14 protein-coding genes are annotated in these 17,087 nt (G+C 51.4%); 12 read left to right on the top strand and 2 right to left on the bottom strand.

The genetic code is table 11. The features are described 5' to 3' along the window. Positions 1 to 215 precede the first annotated feature (215 nt). Complete coding sequence (gene ycaO / locus EHV07_RS07660) at positions 216 to 1,973, bottom strand: 30S ribosomal protein S12 methylthiotransferase accessory factor YcaO (protein ID WP_147200562.1); 1,758 nt, start codon at positions 1,971 to 1,973, stop codon at positions 216 to 218. Between the two features lie 311 nt (positions 1,974 to 2,284). Here ycaO and serC point away from each other — a divergent pair, with 311 nt between their 5' ends. From serC to EHV07_RS07720, 12 genes are all read left to right on the top strand, one after another. Then, positions 2,285 to 3,370, top strand: a complete 1,086-nt coding sequence (gene serC / locus EHV07_RS07665; RefSeq protein ID WP_147196617.1) for a 3-phosphoserine/phosphohydroxythreonine transaminase — start codon at positions 2,285 to 2,287, stop codon at positions 3,368 to 3,370. Between the two features lie 80 nt (positions 3,371 to 3,450). Further along, entirely contained in the window at positions 3,451 to 4,737 is a 1,287-nt protein-coding gene (gene aroA / locus EHV07_RS07670) for a 3-phosphoshikimate 1-carboxyvinyltransferase (RefSeq protein ID WP_147196619.1), read from the top strand. A 207-nt stretch (positions 4,738 to 4,944) separates the two neighbouring features. Next, a complete protein-coding gene (gene cmk, locus EHV07_RS07675) occupies positions 4,945 to 5,631 on the top strand; it encodes a (d)CMP kinase (protein WP_147196621.1) in 687 nt (228 codons plus the stop codon). A gap of 118 nt (positions 5,632 to 5,749) precedes the next feature. After that, positions 5,750 to 7,423 carry a 30S ribosomal protein S1 gene (gene rpsA / locus EHV07_RS07680; protein ID WP_147196624.1) on the top strand — a complete coding sequence of 558 codons (1,674 nt, stop codon included), beginning with the start codon at positions 5,750 to 5,752 and terminating at the stop codon, positions 7,421 to 7,423. Positions 7,424 to 7,509: 86 nt separating this feature from the next. Further along, positions 7,510 to 7,794 carry an integration host factor subunit beta gene (gene ihfB / locus EHV07_RS07685; protein ID WP_013201528.1) on the top strand — a complete coding sequence of 95 codons (285 nt, stop codon included), beginning with the start codon at positions 7,510 to 7,512 and terminating at the stop codon, positions 7,792 to 7,794. A 218-nt stretch (positions 7,795 to 8,012) separates the two neighbouring features. Beyond that, positions 8,013 to 10,268: a ComEC family protein gene (locus EHV07_RS07690; RefSeq protein WP_147196626.1), complete on the top strand. Its 2,256-nt coding sequence runs from the start codon at positions 8,013 to 8,015 to the stop codon at positions 10,266 to 10,268. Positions 10,269 to 10,312: 44 nt separating this feature from the next. After that, positions 10,313 to 12,061, top strand: a complete 1,749-nt coding sequence (msbA, locus tag EHV07_RS07695; protein WP_147196629.1) for a lipid A ABC transporter ATP-binding protein/permease MsbA — start codon at positions 10,313 to 10,315, stop codon at positions 12,059 to 12,061. Further along, positions 12,058 to 13,041 carry a tetraacyldisaccharide 4'-kinase gene (gene lpxK / locus EHV07_RS07700; RefSeq protein WP_147196631.1) on the top strand — a complete coding sequence of 328 codons (984 nt, stop codon included), beginning with the start codon at positions 12,058 to 12,060 and terminating at the stop codon, positions 13,039 to 13,041. Before msbA ends, lpxK begins: the two co-directional genes overlap by 4 nt. A gap of 52 nt (positions 13,042 to 13,093) precedes the next feature. Next, on the top strand, positions 13,094 to 14,302 hold the full coding sequence (locus EHV07_RS07705) for a winged helix-turn-helix domain-containing protein (protein WP_147196633.1): 1,209 nt from the start codon (positions 13,094 to 13,096) through the stop codon (positions 14,300 to 14,302). Between the two features lie 81 nt (positions 14,303 to 14,383). Then, a complete protein-coding gene (locus EHV07_RS07710) occupies positions 14,384 to 14,566 on the top strand; it encodes a Trm112 family protein (protein WP_147196635.1) in 183 nt (60 codons plus the stop codon). After that, positions 14,563 to 15,309, top strand: a complete 747-nt coding sequence (kdsB, locus tag EHV07_RS07715) for a 3-deoxy-manno-octulosonate cytidylyltransferase (protein WP_147196637.1) — start codon at positions 14,563 to 14,565, stop codon at positions 15,307 to 15,309. The genes EHV07_RS07710 and kdsB overlap by 4 nt, the downstream gene beginning before the upstream one ends. A gap of 107 nt (positions 15,310 to 15,416) precedes the next feature. Beyond that, a complete protein-coding gene (locus tag EHV07_RS07720) occupies positions 15,417 to 16,313 on the top strand; it encodes a YcbJ family phosphotransferase (RefSeq protein ID WP_147196639.1) in 897 nt (298 codons plus the stop codon). Here EHV07_RS07720 and elyC read toward each other — a convergent pair. Then, entirely contained in the window at positions 16,287 to 17,075 is a 789-nt protein-coding gene (gene elyC, locus EHV07_RS07725; protein WP_147196641.1) for an envelope biogenesis factor ElyC, read from the bottom strand. The two genes, EHV07_RS07720 and elyC, sit on opposite strands and share 27 nt — an antisense overlap. Between the last annotated feature and the right edge of the window lie 12 nt (positions 17,076 to 17,087).

Here is a 17,087-nt window from a genome sequence, read left to right on the forward strand (position 1 = left end):
AAATATAAAATAAAATTGCTTTTTCGGCACGATTTGTATTGTTCAGGATGAAAACCAGGAGGTTGTTGTAGCTAGAGTGTAATAATGGTAATTAATGGAAATATTTAGATCACCTTTTATTAACTTTGCGCGGCTTACGCTTTTTTGTTCTGGATAAAAGAAATGGATCTAATTATTAAACGATGGCCTGCAATAATATGCAGGCCATCAAAAGATTATTTCCAGTAGCGGCGTTTTGCCTGCTGGAGTTTTTCATAAGCGGCAAGTAGTGATTGATGCGCCGGGAAGGCCAACAATTCATCATCCACATTCTGCAGTCCATAGAATGGCGCTTCGCCACTAATGGCTGCTGATGCCGCATCCACCGCATCCTGTCCATACATACGTACAAAAGCATGATGATACTGAACAGGATCGCGTTCCTCTTCCAGGCTCAGTAGCAGCAGGGTTTGTAAGCAGCGATAGTAGTTCGCGCGAGCAGGTGTAAAGATTGACGCATTGAACTCCATGGTCCATTCAGTCCAAATCAGCGCTTGATCAATATCACCACCGGCAAGGGCCAGCATAGCCTTCAGTTCACCAATGCGCAGTGTATACCAACCGTTATCTTTTCCGGTTGCCAGGCCTAAAAGTTCACGAACACGTGTGAAATCATCATGGCCGTCTTCGTCCAGCCGCTCAATTAACGCTAAATAGTCTTCTTTTTCCCACTGGCTTTCTGGTAAAGAGAGCAGCGTATCGCGCAGATAAGCGCCCATACTGTTGTTTGCTAACAGTAAATCTTCAGCTGGATAAATATCAGACATGCCAGGTACGATGATTCGACAGGCATACACGTCAAGATGCTGATAATCCGCAATATAGACTTCCTGGTCCTCTGCCTTAAAGATGGCCATCAGCGTGGCGAATTCTTCTTCAGTAGTGCCGGCAAAGCTCCAGTCTGCAAACGGATAATCTGCTTCATCCTTAAACATATCCCAGGAGATCAAGCCGCTGGAATCAATGAAGTGTGTTTCCAGATTAGCGTGTTCAGCCACTTCTTCATCGTCGAAAGTCGGTGGCGTAAATACGTCGAGATCTTTCAGGCTACGACCCTGCAATAGCTCGGTCACGGTGCGCTCAAGCGCAACGCCAAAATCAGGATGTGCACCAAAGGAAGCAAAGCAGGTACCATTTTCAGGATTGAAAAGTACCACGCAGATCACGGGATACTTGCCACCTAATGAGGCATCGTAAGAGAAGATCGGAAAACCTTCGGCTTCCAGTTTGTTAATTGACTCTACAACACCCGGATAGCGGTTAAGCACTTCCTGAGGAATTTCTGGGAGACTAATGGATTCGGCAATAATGCGGTTTTTAATATAACGTTCAAAAACTTCTGAGAGCCCCTGAACCCGCGCTTCGTTCGCCGTATTGCCCGCTGACATGCCGTTCGACACGTACAAATTGCCGATGATATTCATCGGAATATAAACCGTTTGCTGATCGGACTGGCGGGTAAAGGGCAGACCGCAAATCCCGCGGGCGGCATTGCCCGACTGAAGGTCAATTAAATCGCTGGCGCTGACCGACTGTTCTGGATCGTAAAAAGCCGTCAGGCGAGCATCGAGAATGCCTTCAGGAAGGCTGTCGTCCTCCGGCAGCGGAAACCATTTTTCATTGGGATAATGGACAAAGTCACCCTTTGCAATGGATTTGCCCAGCCAGAAGTCCGCAAAAAAGTAGTTGGTCGACAGGCGTTCAAAGTATTCGCCCAGGGCAGAAGCCAGCGCAGCTTTTTTACTGGCACCTTTACCATTGGTAAAACACAGTGGGCAGTCACGATCGCGAATATGGACTGACCAGACATGCGGAACGGGATTCAGCCAGGACGCTTCTTCAATATTGAAGCCCAGATCCTGTAGTTTTTGCTGAAAGCGTGTAATTGAGTCTTCCAACGCGGCATCTTTGCCTGGAATATAAGTTTGCGTCATAGGTAAAGCCCACTCGTTTTGGGTTGTGCCGAAAGCGCGCAATGATACGGTGTTTCCACCTGATTCGCTATCCGACCTGGATAATTTCATGGTCCCTATCATGGCATTTTTATCCTGCTGTGTTAGCGAGAAAAAGCCATTGCGGATATTGCCTCACAAAATATCGCTATCATTACATTAACCCTTACAAGCTGTTGCGGGATGTCATCCGGAACTGGTCGGCTTACCGGATTAAACATTGCAGCTAACGGATGGCGATGATAAAACCGATAGCAGAATCGAACCGATTGAACAGAAAGTGGTGAGGGGAAATGAGCCAGGTTTTCAATTTTAGCTCCGGTCCAGCGATGCTGCCGGTAGAAGTGCTGCGTCGTGCCGAACAGGAACTCTGCAACTGGCAGGGTTTAGGAACCTCCGTTATGGAGGTCAGTCATCGTAGTAAAGAATTCACTCAGGTTGCTGAAGAGGCAGAGAAAGATTTTCGCGATCTGCTGAAAATCCCCGCCAACTACAAAGTATTATTCTGTCACGGTGGCGCGCGCGCGCAGTTTGCGGCAGTGCCGATGAATCTGCTGGGTAACCACTCAACAGCAGATTATGTCGATGGCGGCTACTGGGCACAAAGCGCTATTAAAGAAGCGACAAAATATTGCACTCCTAACGTTATTGATGCCAAAACAACGCTTGATGGGTTGCGGGCGATTACCCCAATGAGCAGCTGGTCGTTGTCAGACGAAGCGGCCTATGTGCACTACTGCCCCAATGAAACTATTGATGGTATCGCTATTGATGAAGAGCCTGATTTCGGCGACAAAATTGCGGTAGCTGATTTATCATCGACCATCCTTTCTCGCCCTCTGGATATTAACCGTTACGGCGTAATTTACGCGGGAGCGCAAAAAAATATCGGCCCTGCAGGCCTGACGCTTGTTGTCGTCCGCGAAGACTTATTGGGTAAAGCCCAGCAAGCCTTGCCATCAATTCTTGATTACAAGGTATTAAGCGACAACGATTCTATGTTCAACACGCCGCCTACTTTTGCATGGTACCTTTCTGGTCTGGTCTTTAAATGGCTAAAAGAGCAGGGCGGGGTAGGTGAACTGAATAAGCGTAATCAGGCTAAAGCTGACCTCTTATATGGCACTATCGATAACAGTGATTTTTATCGTAATGATGTCGCCGGGCGTAACCGCTCGCGGATGAACATTCCGTTCCAGCTGGCGGATGCCACATTGGACAGCGTGTTTATCGAAGAGTCGGTAGCAGCGGGTCTGCATTCGCTGAAAGGGCATCGCGCGGTAGGCGGGATGCGTGCGTCGATTTACAATGCTATGCCGCTCGAAGGCGTGCAGGCGTTAACTGATTTTATGATTGATTTTGAACGTCGTCACGGCTAAAGCGGTGGTGCGGTTCTAAAATTGAAAACCCTGCAGCTTTGCGGGGTTTTATTGCATTTTATTTGGAGAATAAGTTTCACATGCAGGAATCTCTGACACTACAACCTGTCGCGCTGGTGGATGGTACCGTTAATCTTCCCGGGTCTAAAAGCGTTTCTAACCGTGCACTGCTTCTGGCTGCCCTCGCAAAAGGTACGACTCGCCTGACTAATCTGTTAGACAGTGACGATGTACGCCATATGCTCACTGCTCTTGAGGCATTAGGCGTGAGCTACACGCTGTCAGAACAGCGTACCGTCTGCGAAATTACCGGACAGGGTGGCCCGTTGCATGCAGACCAGTCGCTGGAATTATTCCTGGGAAATGCAGGTACGGCTATGCGTCCGTTGGCTGCTGCACTATGTCTGGGAAGCAATAATATTGTCCTGACTGGCGAGCCGCGCATGAAAGAGCGTCCTATTGGCCATCTGGTTGATGCTTTGCGTCAGGGCGGCGCGCAAATTGACTATCTGGAACAGGAAAACTATCCGCCGCTGCGTCTTAAAGGTGGTTTTATCGGTGGTGAAGTTACCGTTGACGGTAGCGTATCAAGTCAGTTCCTCACCGCGTTGTTAATGACGGCACCCCTTGCGTCTGCCGATACGAAAATCGTTATTAAGGGCGATCTGGTTTCTAAACCTTATATTGATATCACCCTTAATCTGATGAAAACCTTCGGCGTTAACGTACAGAACGACAGCTACGGCGTATTCCATATTGCGGGCAACCAGCAGTATGTTTCGCCTGGCGAGTATCTTGTCGAAGGTGACGCCTCTTCTGCTTCCTACTTCCTGGCCGCGGCGGCAATTAAGGGCGGTACGATAAAAGTGACCGGAATTGGCCGCAACAGTATGCAGGGCGATATCCGCTTTGCTGACGTACTGGAAAAGATGGGGGCTACCGTAGAGTGGGGTGATGATTATATTGCCTGTACGCGTGGAGAGCTAAATGCAATTGATTTGGATATGAATCATATCCCTGACGCTGCTATGACTATCGCTACCGCTGCTCTCTTTGCTAAAGGGACAACGGTAATGAGAAATATCTATAACTGGCGTGTGAAAGAAACCGATCGTTTGGCTGCGATGGCAACTGAGTTACGTAAAGTTGGTGCGGAAGTTGAAGAAGGACACGACTACATTCGTGTCACCCCGCCAGAAAAGATCCTGTTTGCTGAAATCGGTACTTATAACGATCATCGTATGGCGATGTGTTTCTCGCTGGTAGCCCTTTCTTCTACAGCCGTCACGATTCTTGACCCAGGCTGTACGGCAAAAACTTTCCCAGACTATTTTGAGCAGTTTGCCCGGCTCAGCCAGCCAGCATAACTTTGCAAGTCTGCTGTCGTCATGTACAGCAGACTTGCGAGACTCCTCACGCTCCAGAGCATAACTATCATCAAAATCATCTGACGCTGACCGATTAATTTGGGGACGTCTATGCTTAGGGGGTAACGATCGGGGCGAGAGCAGCGTATAATGCGCGGCGATCTTTGTCTGAGTAAGTCAACAGACATCCACCGACAGGAGAATGATATGACGGCTATAGCCCCGGTGATCACTATTGATGGCCCTAGCGGTGCCGGTAAAGGGACCTTGTGTAAAGCGATGGCTGAGGCGCTGCGGTGGCATCTGCTGGATTCAGGCGCCATCTATCGTGTTCTGGCACTTGCGGCGTTGCATCATCAGGTGGACATCACTTCGGAAGAGGCGCTGGTGCCAATCGCCGCTCATCTTGACGTGCGTTTTGTATCCATCAACGGCGAGATGGAAGTGATCCTGGAAGGCGAAAACGTCTCCGGTGAAATTCGTACTCAGGATGTCAGCAACACTGCATCTAAAGTTGCTGCTTTCCCTCGCGTTCGTGAAGCGCTGCTGCGTCGTCAACGCGCTTTTCGCGAGGCACCCGGTCTGATTGCAGACGGCCGAGATATGGGAACAGTCGTGTTTCCAGATGCGCCAGTAAAGATTTTCCTGGATGCCAGCTCTGAAGAGCGTGCTAACCGCCGTATGCTACAGTTGCAGGAGAAAGGCTTTAATGTTAACTTTGAACGCCTTTTATCCGAGATAAAAGAGCGCGATGAGCGCGATCGGAATCGTTCGATTGCGCCTTTAAGGCCGGCAGAGGATGCGTTAGTACTGGATTCAACCAGCATGTCCATTGAGCAAGTGATTGAAATTTCGCTTAATCATGCGCGTGAAAAACTCGCTCTGTCGCTGTAGCATCGCAGTAACCGATTTTCTTAACCCTTTGATATGGATGTCATGGGGCATGTGAAACAACCCCATCCGGCAGGAAGTCAGGTGGACGTTAAATTGAAGAATCCTGAAGATTATCAATATGACTGAATCTTTTGCTCAACTATTTGAAGAATCCTTAAAAACAATCGAAACCCGCCCGGGTTCCATCGTTCGTGGCGTTGTTGTCTCTATCGACAAAGACGTTGTTCTGGTTGATGCGGGCCTGAAATCTGAATCTGCAATTCCTGCAGAGCAGTTCAAAAACGCAGCCGGCGAACTGGAAATCCAGGTTGGCGACGAAGTTGACGTTGCTCTGGATGCAGTAGAAGACGGCTTCGGTGAAACCCTGCTGTCCCGTGAGAAAGCTAAACGTCATGAAGCTTGGATCACGCTGGAAAAAGCTTACGAAGACGCTGAAACTGTTACCGGTGTTATCAACGGCAAAGTTAAAGGTGGCTTCACTGTTGAGCTGAACGGTATTCGTGCGTTCCTGCCAGGTTCTCTGGTTGATGTGCGTCCAGTACGTGACACGCTGCACCTGGAAGGCAAAGAGCTTGAGTTCAAAGTAATCAAGCTGGATCAGAAACGTAACAACGTGGTGGTTTCACGTCGTGCGGTTATCGAATCCGAAAACAGCGCAGAGCGCGATCAGCTGCTGGAAAACCTGCAGGAAGGCATGGAAGTTAAAGGTATCGTTAAGAACCTGACTGACTACGGTGCATTCGTTGATCTGGGCGGCGTTGACGGCCTGCTGCACATCACTGATATGGCATGGAAACGCGTTAAGCATCCAAGCGAAATCGTGAATGTTGGCGACGAAATCACAGTTAAAGTGCTGAAGTTCGACCGCGAGCGCACCCGTGTTTCTCTGGGTCTGAAACAGCTGGGCGAAGATCCATGGGTCGCTATCGCTAAGCGTTACCCAGAAGGCACTCGTCTGACTGGCCGTGTAACTAACCTGACCGACTACGGCTGCTTCGTTGAAATCGAAGAAGGCGTTGAAGGCCTGGTACACGTTTCAGAAATGGACTGGACCAACAAAAACATTCATCCGTCTAAAGTTGTTAACGTTGGCGATGTTGTTGAAGTTATGGTTCTGGACATCGATGAAGAACGTCGTCGTATCTCCCTGGGTCTGAAGCAGTGCAAATCTAACCCATGGCAGCAGTTCGCGGAAACCCACAACAAGGGCGACCGTGTTGAAGGTAAAATCAAGTCAATCACTGACTTCGGTATCTTCATCGGCCTGGACGGCGGCATCGACGGCCTGGTTCACCTGTCTGACATCTCCTGGAACGCTACCGGAGAAGAAGCAGTTCGTGAATACAAGAAAGGCGACGAAATCGCTGCGGTGGTTCTGCAGGTTGACGCAGAGCGCGAGCGTATCTCCCTGGGCGTTAAGCAGCTGGCAGAAGATCCGTTCAACAACTACATCTCTCTGAACAAGAAAGGTGCAATTGTTAACGGTAAAGTGACTGCAGTTGACGCTAAAGGTGCTACAGTTGAATTAGCTGACGGCGTTGAAGGTTACCTGCGCGCTTCAGAAGCTTCTGTTGACCGCGTAGAAGACGCAACTCTGGTTCTGAATGTTGGCGACGATGTTGAAGCTAAATTCACCGGTGTTGATCGTAAAAACCGCGTTGTTAGCCTGTCTGTACGTGCTAAAGACCAGGCAGACGAGAAAGAAGCCATCAATACTGTGAACGCTAAACAGGAAGACGGTAACTTCTCTAACGCTATGGCTGAAGCATTTAAAGCAGCTAAAGGCGAGTAATTGCGCTTGCATCAGGGCAGCTCAGGTTGCCCTGAAATAGCCATCACTGTCAGAGCTTTTTCCTAAAGGGATTAACCGGAGGATTTATGACCAAGTCAGAACTGATTGAAAGACTTGCTGGCCAGCACTCTCATATTCCGGCGAAAGTCGTTGAGGATGCGGTAAAAGAGATGCTTGAGCACATGGCGACCACATTGGCGCAGGGTGAACGCATCGAAATCCGGGGCTTCGGCAGTTTTTCTTTGCACTATCGTGCACCTCGAACTGGCCGTAACCCGAAAACGGGTGACAAAGTAGAGTTGGAAGGTAAATACGTTCCACACTTTAAGCCAGGTAAAGAGCTGCGCGATCGCGCGAATATTTACGGCTAGAGCTTACGCATTACAGCAATAAAACGACACTTCGGTGTCGTTTTTTTTTGCCATAATTTCGTGCAGCCAAAGCTGGAAGGTGTTTCACAAAATATTTTGCCGCATGCAGTAAATCGCGAAAAACTTTGCGCATTGGCTCTGAAACAAAATATCAGCTTGCGGTTACCTCATAGATAATGCGCCACACTCTCCGTAACAGACAACATGGAGAGTTAACTATGCCTTACAGCCTTAGCAGGCTGTCGATGTGGACGATCATCGCAGCGCTACCGCTTACCTTTCTTTCCCAGTTACCCGACGCAAAGTACGACTGGGTTTTGATGGCAACAGGCACGATATTTCTGGCCTGTCGTCAGCAATGGCTTAAAGAAGGCGCAATCCTGTTATTACTTTTTCTCTGGATGATCACGCCAGGAAGAGAACTCGTGCGGCAAATTCATTTCCTCTCCGCACGCCCTCTTGAAGCTACGGTGATTATTGACCAGGTGCAGCCGTTAACAGAGAGGATGAGGGTAAGGATTGTTCAGGCCGCTGAACAGCCCTTTTTTTCTCCGATTTATGCTCAGTTAAGCCTGAAAAATATCCCACAAAAATTTTGTGGCGGCCAGCGCTGGAAAATGCGGCTACGGCTTCGTCCCGTGCATGCAAGGCTCAACGAAGGCGGCTTTGATTCCCAACGTTTTGCTCTGGCAAACAGCATGCCATTGACCGGTAAAATCCTTAGCATGCAGCCAGTTAACAGCAGTTGTGGCTGGCGTGAGAAAATTATAGAAAGTCGCCGACAGAAATATGATGGTTTGCCATGGCAAGCCGTTATCTCAGCGCTCGCCTTTGGTGACAGAGGAGAGATGAGCACAGAGATAAAAACCCTTCTGCGAGAAACTGGCACCGCGCATCTGATGGCGATATCCGGCATGCATATCGGCCTGGCAGCCAGTCTGGGCTGGCTTATAACACGACTATTACAACTGTGTTTTCGTGCGCACTGGATAGGCTATCGCTTACCTCTGGCAGGAAGCCTGGTAATGGCGCTGATTTACAGCTGGATGTCAGGTGGCAGCGCGCCTGCAATGCGGGCAATTCTGGCACTCATTACCTGGAGTTTGCTACGGCTGAAGGGGCGATGCTGTACAAACTGGCAGGTTTGGGCACTCTGCATTGCGGTCATCGTGTTTTTCGATCCGCTGAGTATGCTTTCAGACAGCCTTTGGCTGTCGGCAGTAGCGGTAGCGGGTCTGCTATTCTGGTATCAATGGTTTCCATTGCCAGCACGCTTTATGGCAAAAAAACGCTGGTTACTACTGCGCCTGCTGCATTTACAGGCAGGACTTTTTTTGCTGCTCATGCCGGTGCAAATAATGATATTTCATGGTATCAGCCTGAGCGCGCTGCTGGCTAATCTGTGGGCCGTACCCCTGGTTACTCTACTGACAGTACCATTAATCCTTTGCGCTATTTTACTGGACTATTTTAATCCGCTGAGTTCCTTGCTGTGGTGGGCTGTCGACCAGACGCTGATGCTGGTATTTCGGCCGCTTCAGGCGCTGCCAGCCGGTTGGATCTTTGTTGACCGCGAAGGGCTATGGTTGAGTATGCTCGCCTGGCTGATTCTGGCGACGGGGCGCTTCGGCTGGTGGCGAACGTCACCCTTCGCCGTGATTGGGCTTTGTCTTTCCGTGGGATGCTGGCGGCTGAATATCCGCCAGCCGGAATGGCGCCTTGATATGCTGGACGTTGGGCATGGCCTTGCGGTGGCCATTTCACAGCAGGGAAAAGCTACCCTGTATGATACCGGCAATCAGTGGATTGGAGGAGACGCGGCGCTTAGCCACATTCTGCCCTGGTTACGCTGGCAGGGGCTAACAGTGCAGCATATTGTTCTCAGTCACGGGCACTTAGATCATATTGGCGGCCTGGAAAGTTTACAGACTGCTTTCCCACAGGCCGTTATTCATAGCGGATTAAACAAGTCAGGGCATTTGCCTTGCCATCAGGGTGTTAGCTGGCGCTGGCAATCCTTGAGATTTCAGGCCATTTGGCCACGGCATCAGGAGCCTCAGGCAGGCAACAATCAGTCGTGTGTCGTTGCGGTGACGGATGGCAAATGGCGCGTGTTATTAACCGGCGATATTGAAGCGCCTGCCGAGTTGGAAATAGTGAAATTGTACCGCTCAGCATTGCAGGCTGAGGTCATTCAGGTTCCTCATCATGGCAGCGGAACATCGTCAATGCCGCCTTTGCTGAGAAGCGTGGGCGGAAAAGCGGCACTGGCCTCGGCGGCGCGTTATAGCGCATGGAAATTTCCTGCCGATCGTATCATTTCTCGTTATAAAGAGAATGGTTACCAATGGTATGACACGGCAGCGGATGGGCAAGTCCGCATAGAATTTTTCAATGAAAACTGGCGTGTTTTGCGGTTAAGAGCGCAAATAATGTCCCGTTGGTATCATCAGTGGTTTGGCGTACCACGTTAATCCAGGTAGAATAAGCGGCTATTTCAATTAAAGCTGGTTAAATAATGCATCAGGATAAAGATCTCTCCACCTGGCAGACTTTTCAACGCCTCTGGCCGATGATCAAACCATTTAAAGCAGGACTGGCTGTATCGTCCGTTGCACTCATTATTAACGCGGCGGGTGATGTGCTGATGATGTCGTTGCTGAAGCCATTACTGGATGACGGTTTTGGTAAAGCGGATACTTCTGTACTGATCTGGATGCCGCTGGTGGTCATCGGCTTAATGCTGGTACGTGGTGTATCAAGCTATATCTCAAGCTACTGCATCTCGTGGGTTTCCGGCAACGTGGTCATGAGCATGCGGCGTCGTTTGTTCAGCCATATGATGGGCATGCCTGTAGCGTTTTTTGATCAACAGTCGACAGGTACGCTGCTTTCACGAATTACTTACGATTCTGAACAGGTCGCTTCTTCCTCTTCCAGCGCGCTGGTAACGGTTGTTCGTGAAGGTGCCTCTATTATTGGCCTGTTTATCATGATGTTCTATTACAGCTGGCAGCTGTCTCTGATCCTGATTTTACTCGCGCCGGTGGTCTCTTTTGCTATTCGCACGGTCTCTAAGCGCTTTCGTAATATCAGTAAAGGCATGCAGAACACCATGGGGCAGGTCACAACCAGCGCCGAGCAGATGCTGAAAGGGCATAAAGAAGTGCTGATTTTTGGTGGACAGCAGATTGAGAGCGAGCGTTTTGAGCGCGTCAGTAACCGCATGCGCCAGCAGGGCATGAAGCTGGTTTCTGCCTCCTCCATTTCCGATCCAATTATTCAGCTGATTGCCTCCCTGGCGCTGGCCTTTGTCTTGTATGCCGCCAGTTTCCCGAGCGTAATGGCGACGCTGACCGCCGGTACTATTACCGTGGTCTTTACCTCGATGTTTGGCCTGATGCGTCCGCTGAAGTCATTGACCAACGTTAACGCTCAGTTCCAGCGCGGCATGGCAGCCTGTCAGACGCTGTTCTCCATTCTGGATAGCGAGCAGGAAACGGATACCGGTAGCCGTACGATCGAACGTGCGCGTGGAGACATAGAGTTCCGCAACGTGACCTTTACCTATCCGGGACGCGAAACGCCTGCGTTACACAATATCAACCTGTCGATCCCTGAAGGGAAAACGGTCGCGCTGGTAGGCCGTTCTGGTTCCGGCAAATCGACTATCGCGAGCCTGATGACGCGCTTCTACGATATCCAACAGGGAGAAATCCTGATGGATGGCCATGATTTGCGGGAATATACGCTCAGTTCGCTACGTAATCAGGTTGCGCTGGTTTCGCAGAACGTTCACCTGTTTAACGACACGGTTGCCAATAACATCGCCTACGCCCGCCATGAAAAATACAGTCGCGAGCAGATAGAAAAGGCAGCCGAAATGGCGCATGCGATGGATTTCATCAATAAAATGGATCAGGGTCTGGATACGGTGATTGGTGAAAATGGCGTATTGCTATCAGGTGGCCAGCGCCAGCGTATCGCTATTGCGCGCGCCCTTCTGCGAGATTGCCCAATTCTGATCCTTGATGAGGCAACTTCAGCGCTCGATACTGAATCAGAGCGTGCAATCCAGTCTGCGCTCGATGAACTGCAAAAAAACCGCACTTCGCTGGTTATTGCTCACCGCCTTTCTACGATTGAAAAAGCCGATGAGATTGTGGTGGTGGAAGATGGCCATATCGTTGAACGCGGCAGCCACGCAGAGCTGCTGGAGAAAAACGGTGCTTACGCGCAGCTTCACAAGATGCAGTTTGGTCAATGATTGAACGTATCTGGAGCGGGCGCTCTGCGCTTTGGCTGCTGCTTCTGCCGCTGAGCTGGCTGTATGGGCTGATCGCTAATCTGATCCGCCTGAGCTATCGTTGGGGCTGGCGGAAAGCCTGGCGGGCGCCTGTACCGGTTGTTGTCGTAGGAAATTTGACGGCAGGAGGCAACGGGAAAACGCCCGTTGTCATCTGGCTGGTGCAGGCTTTGCAACAGCGCGGATTTAAACCGGGCGTTGTTTCCAGAGGTTATGGCGGCAAAGCAGACCGCTATCCATTGGTGCTGAATGCGCAGACAACCACAGCACAAGCAGGCGACGAACCGGTACTGATTTATCAGCGGACCGGGGCAGCCGTCGCCGTGTCACCTCGCAGAAAAGAAGCGGTGCAGGCACTGCTTCAGCAGGATGATATCGACATCATCATCACTGATGATGGCCTGCAACATTATGCGCTGGCGAGAGACTTTGAAATCGTCGTCATTGATGGCAAGCGCCGTTTCGGTAATGGCTGGTGGCTGCCCGCCGGACCAATGCGCGAGCGGGCTTCTCGTCTGCGTAGCGTTAACGCAGTCATTACTAATGGCGGAGAGGCGTTAGAAAATGAAATATCTATGCAGCTGGTTCCGGCCCGGGCGGTAAATCTTAAAACCGGGATAACTCAGCCCGTCTCTTCGCTTACCGGCGTCGTGGCAATGGCTGGCATTGGTCATCCGCCACGCTTCTTTGCCACGCTGCGTCAGCAGGGCGTTATTCTGGAAAAGGAAGTCCCCTTTGCCGATCACCATGCCTACAGTGAATCTCAACTGACATCGCTGGTAACACCCGAACAAACGCTGCTGATGACCGAGAAAGATGCTGTTAAGGCCAGGCATTTTGCAGCGGCCAACTGGTGGTATTTACCGGTTAACGCCGATTTTCCGCCTGCACAAAGCGACGATCTGCTAAGTCGTATTGCCGCACTAAAATCTACGCGTTAATACGCTGAAAAAAGGCGCTAAACTTAATGCATCTTATTAATTGGGATGCATTATGACCTCTCTTTGCCTTTCGCTAAAGCAGGCTCGTCACCTTCATCTGGCGGCTCAGGGCCTGTTGCGTCCGGCCAGGCGTAAAGCACAATTTGCTGATATTACCCGCACCATCCGCCAGATCGCTTTATTGCAAATCGACACAATTCACGTTGTTGCCCGCAGCCCTTATCTGGTGCTGTTCAGCCGTCTTGGCGATTATCCGCAGCAATGGCTGGGCGACGCGCTGAGTCAGGGAAAACTGTTTGAGTACTGGGCGCACGAAGCCTGTTTTATTCCCGCGGAAGACTACCCGCTGCTGCGGCATCGTATGCTTAACCCACAGCATCTTGGCTGGAAATATAACAGTGAATGGGTAAACACCTGGCAGCAGGAAATTGCGCAACTGATTGACTATATCCGTGAAAAAGGCCCGGTTAGAGCAGCGGATTTCGCCGCGCCACCCGGCCAGAAACCGGGCTGGTGGGCCTGGAAACCCCATAAGCGGCATCTGGAAAATTTGTTTAGCGCGGGGGAATTAATGGTGACAGAACGGCGTAACTTCCAGCGGGTTTACGATCTTCGTCAACGGGTTTTACCTGACTGGGATGATGCGGTTCATGCGGTGGCGGAATCGGAAGCGGTGCAGCAGCTGCTGCGCAACAGTGCGGCAAGTCTTGGCGTATTCCGTGCCGGCTGGTTACCGGACTATTATCGTCTTAAGCGCGCACCGGTTAAAGAGACGCTAGCAGAATGGCTTGCTTCAGGGGAAGTCGTGGACGTTGAGATAGAACAGTTAGGGCAAGGCTATGTACATTCCTCGCTGTTACCCCTGCTTGAGAACTTGCCGGCCGCCACGCATACGGCCGTGCTTTCTCCTTTTGATCCTGTTGTCTGGGATCGCAGGCGTGCGCTTGAGCTGTTCGGCTTTGACTATCGTCTGGAATGTTACACCCCAGCAGCGAAGCGGCAATATGGCTATTTTGTTCTGCCGATCCTGCACCGTGGCGAACTGAAAGGGCGACTGGACGCGAAAATGCTGCGACAGGAAAAAGTCCTGCTGATCAAACAGCTCTGGCTGGAACCGGGCGTCAAAATAACGCAGTCGCTGCGGGACGATTTGCAGCAGGCGATCTCTCGTTTTGCACGCTGGCAGGCGGCGGAAAAAGTCGAGCTGAACAGACTGCCGCCTGAGCTTGCCACCGTCTGGCATAAAAGCTGGTTGCTATAACCGCGACGGGGAGGTTAACTGCTCTGCGTCGAGCTATGATATTCTAATAATCTGTCTGACCGGGTCCACCACGGAGATATCATGGATCATCGTTTACTTGAAATCGTTGCTTGTCCGGTTTGTCACGGCAAGCTGTATTACAACAAAGATCAGCAGGAGCTTATTTGCAAACCTGACGGTCTGGCTTACCCGTTTCGTGACGGCATTCCTGTCCTGCTGGAAGTAGAAGCGCGCTCGCTGTCACTGGAAGAGAGCCATCCATGAGTTTTGTCGCTATCATTCCTGCGCGTTTCGCCTCCACGCGTTTGCCGGGAAAACCGTTGGTAGATATTCATGGCAAGCCAATGGTTGTGCATGTAATGGCGCGAGCGCTTGAATCAGGTGCCGAGCGCGTCATTGTCGCCACCGATAACGATGAAGTAGCGCGAGCGGTTGAAGCGGCAGGCGGGGAAGTTTGTATGACCCGCGCCGATCATCAGTCGGGAACCGAGCGCCTGGCTGAAGTGATTGAGCGCTATCAGTTTGCCGACGATACGGTAATTGTTAACGTTCAGGGTGATGAGCCGATGATCCCGCCGGTTATTATTCGCCAGGTGGCTGAGAATTTGGCAAAAAGCGAAGCCGGTATGGCCACGCTGGCGGTACCCATCGAGTCGGCTGAAGAAGCTTTCAATCCGAACGCGGTGAAGGTAGTGATGGATGCGAAAGGTTATGCACTCTATTTTTCGCGCGCCACTATCCCCTGGGATCGCGAACGCTTTACCGCCTCGCGTGAAACCATCGGCGACCATTTTCTGCGCCACATTGGTATTTACGGTTATCGCGCGGGTTTTATTCGTCGCTACGTAAGCTGGCAACCCAGCCCGCTGGAGCAAATTGAGCTGCTGGAGCAGCTTCGTGTGCTGTGGTACGGCGAAAAAATCCATGTAGATGTCGCCAAAGCGATCCCCAGTGTGGGCGTCGACACGCCAGAAGATCTGGCCCGCGTTCGTACCGCGATGAAGTAAATTTTAAAGGGCCGCTGCGGGCCCTTTTTTTCTGCTCTTTGCGATCCGCCAGGGTAAAAATGGGTCAATGGGTCCATGCTTAACAGAGTGCGACAGAGGAGCAGAAGATGGAACAACTTCGTTCGGAACTTTCACTGGTGCTTGGCGAAACGCTGAGCCGCCTTGAGTGTGTCAGTGAACAACCTTATGCCAGTCTTTACTCGCTTTATGACCGCCACGGCCATTCGCTGCCGCTGGTAGCAAAATATTTTAATATCAAAGGGATCGCTTCGCAGGAAGCCTACAAGCTTTCAATGCTGGCTCGCGACAGCACCATCCGCATGCCTACGGTATACGGTATGATGGTCAGCCAGGAGCCGCCGGTTCATGAGGTATTGCTGCTTGAAAGAATGGGCGGCGTTTCGGTAGAAGCGCCAACCCGGACGCCCGGCCGCTGGCTCCAGCTTCAGGAGCAGATAGTCGAGGCGTTGCTGGCCTGGCATCGTATTGACAGCCATGGTCTGGTCGGCAACGTGGACAGCTCGCAGGAAAACGACTGGCCGACGTGGTATAAGCAGCGGGTTGAGGTTTTGTGGTCGACGCTGGGCTTTATGCGTCCGGATCTGCTGTCCATGGACGATCACCGCCTGCTGTTTCGCTGCCGCCAAAATCTTGCCACGCTGTTTGAAGATTTTGACGATCCTTGTGTGCTGGTGCACGGTAACGTCACCCTGCGCAGCATGCTAAAAGAAGCCTGGAGCGATCAGCTATTGTCGATGGTAAGCCCGGGCCCAATGCTTTGGGCTCCGCGTGAATACGATCTTTTCCGCCTTTGTGAAGAGGGGGCGGGCGAGGCGCTGCTGTTCCATTATCTCAAACAGGCGCCCGTTGATGAGGGTTTTATTGCCCGTCGCTGGCTCTACACGCTGTGGGATGAAACTGACCGTTTGCTCCATACCGGCCAGTTTAACCGGCAGCGCTTCGATGTTGCTGCCCGCTCAATCGGCCCCTGGCTCGGAGAGTGAGGCTTCTTGTGCGGTCAGGCTTTGCCACAGGCGGCCCAGCGACTCGTAAATGGCGCGTTCGCTGTGGCTAAGCCACATAGCGGAAGGGATCGCTTTCTCCCAGAAGTTAAGCGGCGAGGTAATCGCCAGCTGGTTAGCCGGTGCAGGCAGCGGATGCAAACCTTGCGCCTGAAAGAAGATCATGGCGCGCGGTAAATGCGAAGCCGATGTCACCAGCAGAAAAGGGCGATTGCCGACAACGTGAGCCACTTCCCTCGCTTCCTGACGCGTATCGCGTGGCTTATCAAGAGTAATAATGTCTGAGTCTGGCACGCCCAGCGACTGTGCTACGCGCGTACTAACGTCTGCCGAACTGACCGGGTTGCGCTGAGCCGCAGCGCCGGTAAAAATCATTTTTGAACCTGGATTTTCCCGCCACAGGCGAATGCCTTCCACCAACCTCGGCAAGCTGTTACCGATCATATTTGACCCCGGCGCCCAATTCGGATTCCACGTATAGCCGCCGCCCAGCACCACCACATAATCGACTTTTTGCCGATCCGTCCAGGTGGCATAGCGGTTTTCAATCGGCGCAAGCATGCTGTCGGCAATCGGTTGCAGGCTGATGAGCAGCGATAACAGCCAGGCGGAAGAAAGGATTATTTTGCCGGTTTTCTGCCAGCGACTGAACCAGAGCAATAAAAGACCACTCGCCATCACTATCAGCAGCAAGGGCAGGGGCAGTAACAGGCTACCGGTCACTTTTTTTAACGCAAAAAGCATGGAAACGGGTTC

Source organism: Pantoea sp. CCBC3-3-1 (genome assembly GCF_007981265.1).
Lineage (GTDB): Bacteria > Pseudomonadota > Gammaproteobacteria > Enterobacterales > Enterobacteriaceae > Erwinia.

Coding starts and splice junctions, on each gene's coding strand:
- ihfB (WP_013201528.1), top strand. CDS start 7,510: ATGACCAAGTCAGAACTGATTGAAAGACTTGCTGGCCAGCACTCTCAT.
- aroA (WP_147196619.1), top strand. CDS start 3,451: ATGCAGGAATCTCTGACACTACAACCTGTCGCGCTGGTGGATGGTACC.
- serC (WP_147196617.1), top strand. CDS start 2,285: ATGAGCCAGGTTTTCAATTTTAGCTCCGGTCCAGCGATGCTGCCGGTA.
- EHV07_RS07690 (WP_147196626.1), top strand. CDS start 8,013: ATGCCTTACAGCCTTAGCAGGCTGTCGATGTGGACGATCATCGCAGCG.
- EHV07_RS07710 (WP_147196635.1), top strand. CDS start 14,384: ATGGATCATCGTTTACTTGAAATCGTTGCTTGTCCGGTTTGTCACGGC.
- kdsB (WP_147196637.1), top strand. CDS start 14,563: ATGAGTTTTGTCGCTATCATTCCTGCGCGTTTCGCCTCCACGCGTTTG.
- lpxK (WP_147196631.1), top strand. CDS start 12,058: ATGATTGAACGTATCTGGAGCGGGCGCTCTGCGCTTTGGCTGCTGCTT.
- EHV07_RS07720 (WP_147196639.1), top strand. CDS start 15,417: ATGGAACAACTTCGTTCGGAACTTTCACTGGTGCTTGGCGAAACGCTG.
- ycaO (WP_147200562.1), bottom strand. CDS start 1,973: ATGACGCAAACTTATATTCCAGGCAAAGATGCCGCGTTGGAAGACTCA.
- msbA (WP_147196629.1), top strand. CDS start 10,313: ATGCATCAGGATAAAGATCTCTCCACCTGGCAGACTTTTCAACGCCTC.
- rpsA (WP_147196624.1), top strand. CDS start 5,750: ATGACTGAATCTTTTGCTCAACTATTTGAAGAATCCTTAAAAACAATC.
- cmk (WP_147196621.1), top strand. CDS start 4,945: ATGACGGCTATAGCCCCGGTGATCACTATTGATGGCCCTAGCGGTGCC.
- EHV07_RS07705 (WP_147196633.1), top strand. CDS start 13,094: ATGACCTCTCTTTGCCTTTCGCTAAAGCAGGCTCGTCACCTTCATCTG.
- elyC (WP_147196641.1), bottom strand. CDS start 17,075: ATGCTTTTTGCGTTAAAAAAAGTGACCGGTAGCCTGTTACTGCCCCTG.